This window comes from Vibrio sp. B1ASS3 (assembly GCF_905175355.1).
GTDB lineage: Bacteria > Pseudomonadota > Gammaproteobacteria > Enterobacterales > Vibrionaceae > Vibrio > Vibrio owensii.
The window spans coordinates 930,152-944,404 of the sequence record NZ_HG992743.1; the positions used below are offsets into that span (position 1 = coordinate 930,152).

General features: G+C 44.1%; 11 protein-coding genes and 2 pseudogenes. All 13 read left to right on the top strand.

The features are described from left to right. Positions 1 to 4: 4 nt before the first annotated feature. The 13 genes and pseudogenes from KJB05_RS22640 to KJB05_RS22695 all read left to right on the top strand — a co-directional run bounded on the left by KJB05_RS22640 (position 5) and on the right by KJB05_RS22695 (position 14,220). Positions 5 to 799, top strand: a complete 795-nt coding sequence (locus tag KJB05_RS22640) for a protein phosphatase 2C domain-containing protein (protein ID WP_208445926.1) — start codon at positions 5 to 7, stop codon at positions 797 to 799. Next, positions 792 to 1,931 carry a type VI secretion system protein TssA gene (gene tssA / locus KJB05_RS22645; RefSeq protein ID WP_208445927.1) on the top strand — a complete coding sequence of 380 codons (1,140 nt, stop codon included), beginning with the start codon at positions 792 to 794 and terminating at the stop codon, positions 1,929 to 1,931. The genes KJB05_RS22640 and tssA overlap by 8 nt, the downstream gene beginning before the upstream one ends. Positions 1,932 to 1,946: 15 nt before the next feature. Next, positions 1,947 to 2,477: a type VI secretion system contractile sheath small subunit gene (tssB, locus tag KJB05_RS22650; RefSeq protein WP_005426987.1), complete on the top strand. Its 531-nt coding sequence runs from the start codon at positions 1,947 to 1,949 to the stop codon at positions 2,475 to 2,477. Beyond that, positions 2,477 to 3,970 carry a type VI secretion system contractile sheath large subunit gene (gene tssC / locus KJB05_RS22655; RefSeq protein ID WP_208445928.1) on the top strand — a complete coding sequence of 498 codons (1,494 nt, stop codon included), beginning with the start codon at positions 2,477 to 2,479 and terminating at the stop codon, positions 3,968 to 3,970. The genes tssB and tssC (KJB05_RS22655) overlap by 1 nt, the downstream gene beginning before the upstream one ends. Positions 3,971 to 4,051: 81 nt before the next feature. Beyond that, positions 4,052 to 5,413, top strand: coding sequence for a type VI secretion system contractile sheath large subunit (gene tssC, locus KJB05_RS22660; RefSeq protein WP_244142961.1), 1,362 nt, complete (start codon positions 4,052 to 4,054; stop codon positions 5,411 to 5,413). A gap of 102 nt (positions 5,414 to 5,515) precedes the next feature. After that, positions 5,516 to 6,724, top strand: a complete 1,209-nt coding sequence (locus KJB05_RS22665) for an IS4-like element ISVsa5 family transposase (protein WP_001352368.1) — start codon at positions 5,516 to 5,518, stop codon at positions 6,722 to 6,724. An 8-nt stretch (positions 6,725 to 6,732) separates the two neighbouring features. Continuing rightward, positions 6,733 to 6,900 (top strand): annotated as a pseudogene (locus KJB05_RS22670) (type VI secretion system contractile sheath large subunit); the annotation flags it as partial. Positions 6,901 to 6,909: 9 nt separating this feature from the next. Next, complete coding sequence (locus KJB05_RS22675) at positions 6,910 to 7,707, top strand: type VI secretion system accessory protein TagJ (RefSeq protein WP_208446211.1); 798 nt, start codon at positions 6,910 to 6,912, stop codon at positions 7,705 to 7,707. A gap of 8 nt (positions 7,708 to 7,715) precedes the next feature. Then, positions 7,716 to 8,180, top strand: a complete 465-nt coding sequence (tssE, locus tag KJB05_RS22680) for a type VI secretion system baseplate subunit TssE (protein WP_005426975.1) — start codon at positions 7,716 to 7,718, stop codon at positions 8,178 to 8,180. Beyond that, complete coding sequence (tssF, locus tag KJB05_RS22685) at positions 8,177 to 10,000, top strand: type VI secretion system baseplate subunit TssF (protein ID WP_208446210.1); 1,824 nt, start codon at positions 8,177 to 8,179, stop codon at positions 9,998 to 10,000. Before tssE ends, tssF begins: the two co-directional genes overlap by 4 nt. Continuing rightward, positions 9,997 to 10,899 (top strand): annotated as a pseudogene (tssG, locus tag KJB05_RS28810) (type VI secretion system baseplate subunit TssG); the annotation flags it as partial. The gene tssF and the pseudogene tssG, both read left to right, overlap by 4 nt. A gap of 69 nt (positions 10,900 to 10,968) precedes the next feature. Continuing rightward, positions 10,969 to 13,533, top strand: a complete 2,565-nt coding sequence (gene tssH, locus KJB05_RS22690; RefSeq protein WP_208446208.1) for a type VI secretion system ATPase TssH — start codon at positions 10,969 to 10,971, stop codon at positions 13,531 to 13,533. A 207-nt stretch (positions 13,534 to 13,740) separates the two neighbouring features. Next, a complete protein-coding gene (locus KJB05_RS22695; protein WP_005426862.1) occupies positions 13,741 to 14,220 on the top strand; it encodes a type VI secretion system tube protein Hcp in 480 nt (159 codons plus the stop codon). Positions 14,221 to 14,253: the final 33 nt, after the last annotated feature.

Consider the following 14,253-nt stretch of genomic DNA (forward strand, 5'->3'; position numbering starts at 1 on the left):
AAGAATGAATTGGAATTACTTTACTTTTGCTAAGACGCACCCAGGCAAAGTGCGACCTTATAACGAAGATGCCTTGCTTGAGATGTCTGAAGCTGGACTTTGGGTTGTAGCGGATGGAATGGGTGGACACAGTGCGGGGGATATTGCGAGTCAGATGTTAGTGGATCGTATCGCTCGCCATATCAAAGACAGCAAAACGACGAATATCGATGAACTAAGAACGGTTGTCCAGCAAGCAAACAAAGAGATTTTTGATTACGCACAAGCCCACTTAGAGGGCAAAACCATGGGAACGACTCTTGTCTTATTGTTTATGCAAGATGGCTACTTCCACTGTTTATGGGTAGGAGACAGCCGCATCTATCAACTCAGAGAAGGTCGCTTCTCCCAAAAAACCAGAGATCACAGTCAAGTCATGGATTTGGTTGAGCAAGGTCTATTGGCTTTTGAGGATGTAGAGTCACATCCACTGGCCAATGTCATTACACGAGCGATTGGTGTGGACGAAATTGTCACGATAGACCAAGTATCAGGCCAGCTTGCAGACGGTGACCAATTTCTTTTGTGCAGTGATGGATTATCAAAAGAACTAACCAACGACGAGATGCACAAGACACTTTATGCAGACTCGGTTAATCAGGCGGGCTTAGCTTTGATGCATTCTGCATTAGTGAGAGGTGCGAGTGACAATGTCACGTGTGCTTTGATCAAAGCCTGTTGTGAGAGAAGCGAGTTAGACGGACGAACACAAGACGATGCCACTATCCCAGTATTCTTGAGGAGCAAGTCGAATGGTTGATTCAAAAAGTGTATCTGACTCTAGCAGAGTATTCGATTGGTTGGCTCCGATTCTATTGCCAGTATCAGAAGAGCGCCCAACAGGTGTAGACCCACGCGAAGACGTGTCACCTCAATCAGCATACTACCGTTTAAAAGACAGTCGAATGGCGGCACGCAATGCTGAGCGTAATGCGATTATCGAAGAAGAGAGCATATTAACGCACACTAATTTGTGGCGTGTCTTTATTGACGAAGTTCCGGACATTCTTTCTCATCAATCAAAAGACTTAGAATTTGTTGCATGGTTAATTGAGGCCCTCACGCGTCTTTATGGATTTCGTGGCATGGGGGTTGGCTATGAAATTGCCTCAAACTTCATCGACAATTTTTGGGAACAACTGTATCCAATGCCTGATGAAGACGGGATGGAGACGCGTATCTCTTCCATTATTGGCCTAAATGGCATCGATAGTGAAGGAACGTTGATTTTTCCTTTAGCGTCCATTCCCCTTACTGACATGGGGGTAGAGCAACCGTACGCCTTTTGGGAATATCAGCAAGCGATTGAGCTAGAGAGACTTGATGAAGACAAGCGCCGCTATAAGGTCGAGCAGGGTGCTGTTGAAATGTCCAAGATTAACGACACGGTGAAATCTACATCTGACGAGTTTTATCGTGAACTTATCTCTGACCTTGAGTTTGCGATGGCTGCGTTTGGCCAATTTAGCCAAAAGCTTGATGATGCGGTTGGGGATGTTACCCCAAGCTCATACATTTCCAAAAAACTAGATTCAATACATTCGGCATTAAAGCATCTGTTGGGAGTTCGTTTTCAAACTCCATCAGAAGTGACTGAAGTTATTCAGCTCGATCCGACTGAGGAGCAGGAAGCACCAACGGTACAGGGGCAAAACGGCGCTTTATTGATGACAAACATGCAATCGCGTGAGCAAGCGATTGAGCAGTTACAAAAGGTGGCAGACTTCTTTAGAGAAAGTGAGCCTCATTCACCAGTTTCTTACTCCATCGAACAAATCATTCGTTGGTGTGGAATGCCTCTGCCGGAATTACTGGCGGAATTGATCTCCGACGGAGATGCAAAGAGAAGCTATTTCCGTTTAGTTGGCATAGCAGAACAAAATGAAAATTAAGAAAGGGAGAACGGTATGACGAGTATCCACTCGAAACTGTCACGAGTAAGGAAGCCTCGTGTTCACATTACCTATGATGTTGAAACTGAAGGAACAACGCTGAAAAAAGAGCTTCCTTTTGTTGTTGGTGTAATGGGCGATTTCGCAGGACAAAATACGGAAGCGCTGAAGCCACTCAAAGACCGTCGCTTTATTCAGATCGACAGAGATAACTTCGATGACGTTCTTAAGAAAATGAACCCATCGGTTAAGTTTAAGGTTGCCAACAAACTCGCGAAAGATGACTCTCAATTTGAAGTTGATCTGAGCTTCAAGTCGATGCAAGACTTTGAGCCAGCAGCGATCGTTAATCAAGTTGACCCACTGCGCCAGTTGATGGAAACACGCAATAAGCTACGTGACCTAATGACCAAGGTGGATCGTTCAGAAGAGTTGGAAAATATCCTTGAAGATGTCTTAAACAACACGGATAACTTAACCAAGCTGGCAGGCGAGCTAAAACTAGGTGACGCTCACCCAACGGATAATCCAGAGGGGGTGAAGTGATGACAACGCAAATTGAAAAGCAGCTTGATCCCACCGTTGGTGAGCAGACTTCCTCTTTTCTAGAGCAAGCGATTGGCGCAACAAAGCAAACAGAAGCTTCACGTGCTGAAGAGCTGATTAAGACGTTAACTGAAGAAGCAATGAAAGGCACGGTCTCGTGGAATAAGAACCTAACCGTGACTTTCCGTGAAGCGATCAACTTACTTGATCGTCAGATTTCTGAACAATTGTCCGAAGTCATGCACCACCCAGAACTGCAAAAACTTGAAGGATCTTGGCGTGGTTTGAACTACTTAGTCATGAACTCAGATACCAGCTCGACATTGAAAATTCGCATGATCAGCATGACGAAGAAAGAACTTCATAAAGATTTGAGCAAAGCGGTTGAGTTTGACCAAAGCCAGATCTTCAAAAAAGTTTATGAGTCGGAATTCGGCAGTGCCGGTGGTGAGCCATATGGTGCACTGATTGGTGATTACGAATTTACCAACCACCCAGAAGACATTGAATCACTTCGTTTAATGTCGAATGTGGCCGCGTCTGGTTTCTCTCCATTCTTATCTGCGGCTTCACCTGCATTGTTTGGTTTTGATGAGTGGACAGAGCTTTCTAAACCTCGCGATTTGGACAAAGTTTTCGAATCACTGGAATATGCTCAATGGCGTTCTTTCCGTGAAAGCGCAGATTCTCGTTTTGTAAGCTTGACCATGCCTAAAGTACTGGCGCGTTTGCCTTATGGACAAGCAACTTCGCCGGTGGAAGAGTTTGGCTTTGAAGAGTTTGACGTTGACTCAGTGTCGGGTATAGCAACGAATGCTGAACATAATGATTACTGTTGGATGAACTCTTCTTATGTGCTGGGCGCGAAGCTAACCGATGCATTCTCGAAATATGGCTTCTGTACCGCTATTCGTGGTGCAGAAGGTGGTGGCCGAGTAGATAACCTACCGACGCACTTCTTCATGAGCGATGACGGCGACCCGGATATGAAATGCCCGACAGAAATTGGCATTACGGACCGACGTGAAGCGGAACTAGGTAAACTTGGCTTCCTTCCTTTGTGCCACTATAAGAACACCAACTACGCGGTTTTCTTTGGTGCACAAACCTGCCAAAAAGCAGCTAATCACGATTCTCCTGATGCGACTGCGAATGCGGCCATTTCAGCACGCTTACCTTACATGATGGCAACGTCACGTTTTGCTCATTACTTGAAGGTCATGGCACGCGATAAGATTGGTAGCTTTATGGAAGCTGAAGACGTGGAGTCGTGGCTAAACCGTTGGATCTTAAGCTACGTGAATGCCTCAGAAGGTGGTGGTCAAGAAATCCGTGCGAAATACCCACTTGCCGATGCTCGTGTTCAAGTGAAAGAAATTCCGGGTGCGCCAGGTTCCTACAATGCTGTGGCATGGTTGAAGCCTTGGCTGCAAATGGAAGAGTTGACCACGTCACTACGCTTGGTCGCAAAGATCCCTCAATCGGGTGGTTAAATAATAGGTGGTTGGCCTTTGGGTCAACCACTCCTTCCACGCTTGGGGATAGAGATTGAGTATTAAAAATGACGATTTGGAATGGCTAACGATATGACATTGAATTTCTTAGACCCAAGTGAACTGAAACACGAGTTCAGTCCACTTGGGTGTGCGGAACTTGATAGTCACTGGGTTACTCAGTTTGTCGAGTCAGTAGATTCAATACATTCGGCAAAAATTTGGCTAGAGGGAACAAAAAGTTCAACTGTTGATGATTTTCAATATAGCGTGTTGATGGCAATCGATCAGATTGACCAAATATTGGAAGAGCAATTGAATGAGATTATTCATCATCAAGTGTTTCAAGCATTGGAAAAATCATGGTTAGGTGTTCGCTATCTGTGTGAGCAAACTGCCAGCCAATCCAGTGAGCCTGTGAAGATAAAAGTTCTTTCTGCAACATGGGATGAGGTCAGCAAAGATGCACTGAAAGCCATCGAGTTTGATCAATCTGCGCTGTTTAAATTGTTGTATCAGAATGAATATGGCATGCCGGGTGGTGAGCCTTTTGGGGTGGTGATAGGTGACTATGAACTAAGACATGACCCAACGAAAAATCACTTTGATCGAGATTTAACGGTGTTAAGTAAGGTTGCGCAAACTGCGGCAGCGGCATTCAGTCCATTCATTCTGTCTGCGCAGCCAAGTGTGTTTGGTGTTAATCGATTTTCAGAGCTGTCATCGACCACTGATATCGGTGCTCAGTTTGAACAAGTTGAGTACATAAAATGGCAAAAATTACGAGAATCGGAAGATGCTAAATTCCTCGGTATTGCTGCACCAAACGTGCTGTTTCGCTTGCCTTATACCAGAGACGGTTCTCGTATTGAAGGGTTTGATTTCGAAGAAGCGATCAATGATTCTGAGCGCGAATTGCAGTGGGGAAGTGCTGCGTTTTGTTTCGCTGCGATTGCGATTCGAACGTATCAAGAACATGGCTGGTTTACTCACATGAGGGGCGTTAAGCAAGGAGATTACACACAAGGAACAATTTTAGCGCCCACGCGAAGTTCAGTGCATTTCACTAGCAAAAGTACCCGTGATAGAAGTCCTTTGAACTTAAAAGTTTCAGAGCGCAAAGAAAAAGAAATATCGGATTGTGGATTTATCACCATGTCACCGGTTGCAGAAACCTACATGGTGGGGATGACATCCAGCGTGTCCATTTATAAGCCAAGACAATTCGAAGAGCAGCATATCACTATGAACGCCAAGTTGACCTCGATGCTGCAATACACGCTTTGTGTTTCACGAATCGCCCATTACATAAAGGTCATGGGGCGAGACAAAATCGGTGGTTATCAAGATGCAGATTCAATCCAACGAGACTTCCAAAAGTGGCTTCATCAATACACAACAGCCTCTGACGAAGCTTCGGATGAACTGAGGGCAAAGTACTGATGAATCCCCTAATGATTTTATCAAAATCATTAAGTTAAGGTAGATACACATCTTGTCATATGATCAAATGGTTTCGCCAAAAATCAATAATCAGACAACAAAATGTGCGAACTCGATATTTTACACGACTCTCTTTACCAATTCTGCCCCGAATTACACTTAAAACGACTCAACAGCTTAACGTTGGCTTGCCACGCCTTACTTGACTGTAAAACTCTCACTCTTACCGAACTTGGCCGTAACCTGCCAACCAAAGCGAGAACAAAACATAACATCAAACGAATCGACCGATTGTTAGGTAATCGTCACCTCCACAAAGAGCGACTCGCTGTATACCGTTGGCATGCTAGCTTTATCTGTTCGGGCAATACGATGCCCATTGTACTTGTTGACTGGTCTGATATCCGTGAGCAAAAACGGCTTATGGTATTGCGAGCTTCAGTCGCACTACACGGTCGTTCTGTTACTCTTTATGAGAAAGCGTTCCCGCTTTCAGAGCAATGTTCAAAGAAAGCTCATGACCAATTTCTAGCCGACCTTGCGAGCATTCTACCGAGTAACACCACACCGCTCATTGTCAGTGATGCTGGCTTTAAAGTGCCATGGTATAAATCCGTTGAGAAGCTGGGTTGGTACTGGTTAAGTCGAGTAAGAGGAAAAGTACAATATGCAGACCTAGGAGCGGAAAACTGGAAACCTATCAGCAACTTACATGATATGTCATCTAGTCACTCAAAGACTTTAGGCTATAAGAGGCTGACTAAAAGCAATCCAATCTCATGCCAAATTCTATTGTATAAATCTCGCTCTAAAGGCCGAAAAAATCAGCGCTCGACACGGACTCATTGTCACCACCCGTCACCTAAAATCTACTCAGCGTCGGCAAAGGAGCCATGGATTCTAGCAACTAACTTACCTGTTGAAATTCGAACACCCAAACAACTTGTTAATATCTATTCGAAGCGAATGCAGATTGAAGAAACCTTCCGAGACTTGAAAAGTCCTGCCTACGGACTAGGCCTACGCCATAGCCGAACGAGCAGCTCAGAGCGTTTTGATATCATGCTGCTAATCGCCCTGATGCTTCAACTAACATGTTGGCTTGCGGGCGTTCATGCTCAGAAACAAGGTTGGGACAAGCACTTCCAGGCTAACACAGTCAGAAATCGAAACGTACTCTCAACAGTTCGCTTAGGCATGGAAGTTTTGCGGCATTCTGGCTACACAATAACAAGGGAAGACTCACTCGTGGCTGCAACCCTGCTTACTCAAAATCTATTCACACATGGTTACGTTTTGGGGAAATTATGAGGGGATCTCTCAGGGCAAAGTACCCTTTAAATGAGGCAAACATCAGCGTTAAAGAAAAACGTGACTCCCCCGGACACTATTATTCGGTGGTTCATTTACGGCCTCATTTTCAACTCGACCAGATGGTGTCGGCAGTCAAACTTATTACGGAATTATCACCAGAAAAAGTGGTGTAAGGGAAGACAATGAAAACATGGAAAAATGCGCTTTCTGAGGGCAACTTACAACAGGCTATAACACTGATTATCGAAGACATTAAAGCTTCACCAAAAGATGCAGGGTTACGCAGTTCTTTTATTGAACTGTTGTGTATTGACGGTGATTTTGAACGTGCTGACGATCAGCTCATACAGTCGATAAAATTGTTCCCTGAATATTTATCTGGTGCGAGTCAGTTACGTCATATGGTGAAAGCGGCACAAGCGCGAAAAGACTTTACTGGTGGGGCTGCCACTGCACAGTTTATTGAATTTGATCAGCAGGCCAACGAGCTTGTTGTAGACCTTAATTTAGCCATCAAAAATGAAGAGTTTGACCATGGCTATGAACTCGCTCAGTCACTGGAAAACATGCGAGAGCAAAAGCCTTTCCTACAAGGAACTCGAGAGTTTGAGGATGTAAGAGATATTGACGATCGTTTATCCGGATACATCGAACTTTTCTCGACGGCAGGTAACTACTTTCTGGTGCCGATCAAAAACATTAAACATCTAGACATAAAGCAAGCGAGCTCAATGCTTGAACACATCTGGCGACCTGTTGAGTTTGACATTGAAGGCTTGGGTGAAGGTGAGGGGCATATGCCTCTGACTTACATTGATTCCATTACCGACGCGCAAAAACTTGGCCGAGAAACAGATTGGAGACAATTAGGTGAAAGTGAACTGTTTGTCGGCCTAGGTCAAAAATGTTGGCTTGTCGGTGATAAAGCACTGCCTATCTTTGAGCTGAACACCTTGTCAGAAAGCAAGGCATTGGCATAGAGGTTTTTATGCCATTGGTCGCTTCTTTACTCGACAAGCTGATCGATAACGATCCACATCTTAGAGAAGACAAGGATTTTCCGTTGGGTCAGCAAGCATTGGTCGACAATCTTCTAAGAGACTTGGAGTCTATGCTGAACAGCCGTATCGGTTGGACGGAAATTTCGGATGATCTCAGAGAAGTAAAGTCCTCAATTTTAAATTATGGATTACCTGACTTTTCGTCTATGCCATACAGCAGCAAGCAGGGGCAAGATCAACTGTGTGAAATCGTTCGTGATGCGATTTTAGAGTTTGAGCCTCGCCTAGAAAGCCCGAACGTTAGCATTCTAGATGAAAAGAGCGCAGTAGACAGAACCTTGAGACTAAAGATCAGCGCGACTTGTCTGATTGGCAATAACACACACGAAGTGACATTTAACTCAGAAGTAGAACCCGTGAGTTTAGGCATGAAGTTGAGCAGAATGAAATGAGTGACGAGTTTCTTAAGTATTACAACCGAGAGTTAGCTTACTTACGCCATAAAGGGCAAGAGTTTGGCGAGCAGTACCCCAAAATTGCTTCTCGATTGGGGATCAGTGAAGAGCAAGTCGATGACCCTCATGTGGAGAGGCTTCTTGAAGGCTGCGCTTTCATGACAGCTCGTATACGTCAAAGTCTCGATAACAGTTATCCGCAGTTTACGGAATCTTTGATGGGGCAGTTGCATCCGGATTTTCATGCGCCAATCCCTTCAATGTCGATCATTAAAATGAAATGTAATGAGTCGACCTCTGCTCCCTTTGATGTTTCTAAGGGGGAAAAGGTGATGGTTGGCGCGCCGGGTTACAAAGAATGTGAATTCAGAACGTGTTATGAGACAAGAATGTATCCCTTCGATATATCGGCAGGAACCTTTGAAAATGCCCCGATACAGCCGATTGGTTCTCCTTGGGAGCGTTCGTCTAAATCTGTACTTAAGGTAAAGATCAATGCTAATGATGGTGAGTCTGCATTAAGTGAGATTGGCGTCGAGACGCTCAGATTCTACCTCAATGGCCAAGCACAGCTTACTCAGCGGTTATATCAGCTATTGTTCCAAAGCCTAATCGGGATCTCTGTCTCGGTGAATGGTTGTGAGCAGGCTTCGTACACTCCACGTCACTGCCAAGCTGTCGGTTTTATCGATAGTCAACAAGTCGTGCCCTACAGCAAGCGAAGCTTTTCTTCTTCGAGGATGTTGGTGGAATATTTACACTTCCCCGAGAAGTTTATGTTCTTTGATGTCGTTGACTTAAATCTCGAAAAGCTAGGTATTAACGAGGAGTTGGAACTCAACTTTTACTTTGACTGCAATGATGACTGGCTCCCAAAGCAAGTTGACAAAGACAGTGTGTTATTAGGTTGTGTTCCCATCATCAATCTGTTCAAAACAACAATGGAGCCAAAGCGACTAGAGCCAGCCGAGTACGAATACCAACTGTCTCCACAATACCAAGAAGCAGAGAGCAACGAAGTGGTGTCTATTTCGAATGTCACGCTTAGGAATTGGAATAAAACATACGAGAACTTGCCCAGTTATTTTGCCGGTGAACACACTCATTACATGAACAAAAGCGAGATTTTTTGGGTCATGAGGCGAGAGGATAAGAATTGGGCAGGTGGGTTCGATGAACCGGGCCGAGAAAGCTACATTTCATTCGTGGATAAAAAGCACCGATTATTTGCTCCTGAAAGTCGTGAAAACTGGCTGATGTACGTACAGGCGGAATGTTGCAATCGAAACTTACCGCAGAAACTGCCTTTTGGTGGCGGCCTGCCAGAGGTCTCGCTACCGAGTGTCAATGACAATTTTGCTGAGCTTCGATGCCTTGTTTCTTTGTCAGAAACGGTGAGGCCGGAAATGGATGAGAGCACGCGTTGGCAACTAACCAAACTGCTTACCCTGACTCATTTTACCGATGAGGATGGACTCTCTACGCTCAAGCAATTACTCAACTTGTATGCGTTTACAGGTACAGCGGAAACGAAATCGCTGATCGATGCTCTCGTAAATTTCGAGTATCAGCAAACAACGGGAAGGGTCAACGAAAAAGGTAAAGTTGGATTTGCTCATGGTGTAAAGCTCATATTGACCGTCTCTGATCAAATGATATCTAAAGAGCAAGTCTTCCTTTTAGGTTGCGTCTTGTCGGTGTACTTCTCTCAGTTTGCGGAAGTAAACATTTTTACGCAGTTAGAAGTAAAACTGAAATCGACAGGCCAGTTATTTCATCGGTGGCCAGCACTGATCGGAAACAAAGCTTTATTATGAAACCAGAAGAATTCTTAATTCAGCTGAAAAAGCGACCGTTGTTCGAAGCGATTCACTTAATCGAGCAAGCGTTGCTTCGTTCGCAAGCTCAACTCGGCTCAGATGAGTTACCCAAGAAGGAGAAGCTTGAGTTAAAAGTAAACGCCTCATTGGGTTATGAGAATGCACAACTGGTTAATGCGACACTTTCTGAGCATAAAGTTTTCCTAGAAACGAACTTGCTTGGCTTAACGGGTGAGCAAGGTGTTTTACCAAGCTACTACAGTGAATTGGCCATAGGTCGTGAAAAGGCTGGTGATGGTGCAATGGTCGATTTCTATAACATTTTCAATCATCGCTTGTTGTCACTGTACTACCGAAGTTGGCAGCTAAGTCAATTTGCGGTGCAAGCACGTGAGCACAATAAGGGCGAACGAGCACCTCTATTGAGCAGTCTTGAAGCGGTAACTGGGCACGAAAAGCACCTGAACAATTACTATGCAGGATTGTTTGCGCAGAAAGGTCGCGGTAAAGGTGCGCTAAAAGACTTAATTGAGCACCTCACCGACTGTGAAGCTAAATTACACGAGCTTCAGGGGCAGTGGATGAGTGTATCGCAAGATGAGCAAACTAAGCTAGCTGGAGGATCATCGCCTGAAGGGCAGTTTGCTCAATTAGGGCGAGGAGCTTCTATCGGTGCCAAGGCATGGAATATCAATGCAGGAATTACGATTGAGCTGTTTCCGACGAACACATTACAGGTTGAGCAATTACTGCCAAATAAATCGAGCTTAGCAACCATAAAGTCAGTTGTGCAGGACTATGTTGGTAAGCATAAGCGCATTAATTGGAAGCTCACGACACGTCATAAACATTTACCTCAAGTTCGTCTTGTTAAAGGTTCTGGTCAATTAGGGATAGGAACCGTTTTGGCAAAACATAAACGAACCAAAGATCGAAAAATAACAATTACCATTAAGGGAATCAAAATGGCTTTACTCTCACTTTCAGCGTTGGTCGAAAGGTTATCACCTGTTGCACGAGAAACACTTGAGCAAGCAGCCGCTATGGCCAGTTCGCGTACTCACCATAGTATTGAAATGACGCATTGGTTACTCACCATTGTCCAAAATCCCAATCAAATCTATGCTGAAGTTTTCGATAAATTTAATGTTGACGCGCAGGTAGTTGAATCACAGCTACTATCTCAATTAGAAAAGTATAAAACAGGTTGTGAGTCAGTTCCGGGACTTTCAGCACATACAGTTTCGGTGATGCAAAACGCCATGATGGTCTCGACGATTGAGTTTCAAGCAACGGATCTTGATTGTATCCATCTGCTAAGTGCTTATTTGTCAGATGAAAGCTTGGCGAACGTGATGAACCAAGTCAGCACAGAGCTAGACAAAGTAGAGGCAAGTGCACTCCTTGGATTATCAGAGGCGAATTCGCCACATCAAGCTGGCGTTACTGGAACTAAAGGGTCGCACGCGGCGTTGGATCAGTTCACCGTGGATCTCACTGAACAAGCAAAGGCAGGGAAGATTGATCCAGTAGTTGGACGAGAGAATGAAATCCGTCTAATGATTGATATTTTGCTTAGAAGGCGTCAAAACAACCCAATTCTGACGGGTGAAGCTGGGGTCGGTAAAACAGCGGTTGTCGAAGGACTGGCTCAAAAAATCGTCGACGGAGATGTCCCTCCAGCGCTAGAAGGCGTTTCAATTAAGTCTCTTGATATGGCTCTGCTTCAAGCAGGAGCGGGCATGAAAGGCGAATTCGAAAATCGGTTAAAAAACGTAATTAAAGAGGTTAACGAGTCTTCCACGCCAATCATCCTTTTCATTGATGAAGCGCATGGTTTGATTGGTGGTGGCGGGCAAGCCGGTCAAGGTGACGCTGCGAACATTCTCAAACCCGCTCTGGCAAGAGGTGAGCTGCGAACGATAGCAGCAACGACCTGGGCGGAATACAAAAAATACTTTGAGAAAGACGCAGCCCTGACAAGACGATTTCAAGTCGTCAAAGTGGAAGAGCCAACGCCAGCGGTTGCCGTAAACATGTTACGTGGACTACTGAGTGTTATGGCTGAACACCATGGTGTTTACATCACCAGCGATGCTTTAGAAGCCGCTGTACAGCTCTCCTCGCGTTACATAAATGGAAGGCAGTTGCCAGACAAAGCCGTGTCCGTTTTAGATACCGCATGTTCCCGCGTAGCCTTGAGCCAAAATGCCATTCCGGGGTTGCTCGATAGCAAAAGGAAATCTGTTCAACTTAAACAAGACGAGTTAAAGCAGCTTGAGAAAGAGTTTCAATTTGGCTCGGAGAATACTGAATCAGTCCAGCGCATAAGACGAGATATTGATGAGTTATATACTCAGGTCTCTGACTTGGAGTTGCAATGGAACCAAGAACAAGCGTGGGTTGAACAAGCGATAGCGTTACGCGAAAAAATTGCTCTAGAACCATTAAGTGAAGATAAGAAAAAATTAATGGAAATCGAAAGCGACTTAAACGCGAGTGCGCAGCCTTTAGTGTTTTCCCATGTTAGCGAGGCTTTGATTGCTGAAGTGATATCAGACTGGACTGGGATTCCACTAGGCAAACTGCAAGATGATGAAATAAAAGCTGTTCTAAACCTAAAAGAGAGTTTAATCGAGAGGGTTGTTGGCCAAGACCACGCGCTAGAAATCATGTCTGAGGTGATCAAAACGGCGAGTGCGCAATTGACTGATGAATCCAAGCCAAACGGAGTGTTTTTATTAACTGGTCCAAGTGGTGTGGGTAAAACGGAATCTGCGTTAGCGATTGCGGAAAAAGTGTATGGTAGTGAGGACAACGTTACGACAATCAACATGTCGGAGTTCAAAGAAGAACACAAGGTCTCATTGTTGTTAGGTTCTCCTCCAGGATACGTGGGTTATGGTGAAGGTGGTGTATTAACCGAAGCCGTCAGACGTAAGCCGTATAGTGTAATACTGCTGGATGAAATGGAAAAAGCACACCCAGGAGTTCAAGATATTTTCTACCAAGTCTTTGATAAAGGGATAATTAAGGACGGCGAAGGCAGAGATATAGATTTCAAAAATACGATTATTATCATGACAGCGAATACAGGGACGGATACCACCATGTCACTGTTCGATGACCCAGAACTTGCTCCTGATCCAAGTGCACTAAAAGGCGCACTACAAGATGACTTACTAAACGACTTTAAGCCCGCCTTTTTGGGAAGAGTGAATGTCCTTCCGTATGTGCCTTTGGATAAGGAAGTACTTGCCCAAATTACACGCCTCAAGCTGAAAAAAGTTTCAGACAGGATCGAAAAACACTATTCGGCTGAACTTCATTTCAGTGATGCCCTTATAACCGACATAGTGAATAGCAGTAACGAGTCTGGGAGCGGGGCAAGAGTCGTGCAAACAACCATTGAAAATACGCTATTACCGAAGGTTTCTCATGAAATATTGAACGCTATTCTTAATGATAAGACATTTGAAATAATTAATGTTGAAGGTTCTGTTAAATCATTGAGTGTCTCACTTATTTAACAGTTTTTCTAAAGTAAAAATTATTTGAGAGTCGCTTCATAATAAACATTTTTGATCAGAAATAGCGCTTAATTTAATTCTTAATTAAAGATATAAAAGAGCGTATTTAAAATGAAGTTTTTGATACATAAATCATTAATTATCAAAATAAAATAGATAATTAAAACATTAAGCAATATGTCATTAATAATGCTATAGGAGATTAGCATGCAGTCTAACACGTATCTTAAATATGCAGATATTAAAGGTGAAGCAACTGCTGAGCAGTACAAGGATCTAATTACACTACTATCTGTAGATTGGAGTGTTGGTCGTGAAATTTCATCATTCACTGGTACTGCTATGGACCGTGAAGCAAGTGCAACACGTCTATACGACCTGACAATCACTAAGCTTCAAGACCGCGCGTCACCGGATCTATTTAAAGAAGCGACCATTGGTAAAGGTAAACCAGCTGTATTCCACATCACCAAGCAAGGTGAGAAAGTGGAAGAAATCATGAAAATCGAGCTTACAGATGCAATGATTTCAAACTATTCAGTGTCAATTCAAGATGACCGCCCAATTGAAACTATCACTATTTCATACACTGAAATGATGATGACAGTGACACCAACTGACGATAAGAACAACACATCTGCACCATTAGTATATGGCTACAGCGGTGTGAAAGGTCAACAAATGTAATTGAATTGCGGGAAGTCAACGCTTCCCGCTATT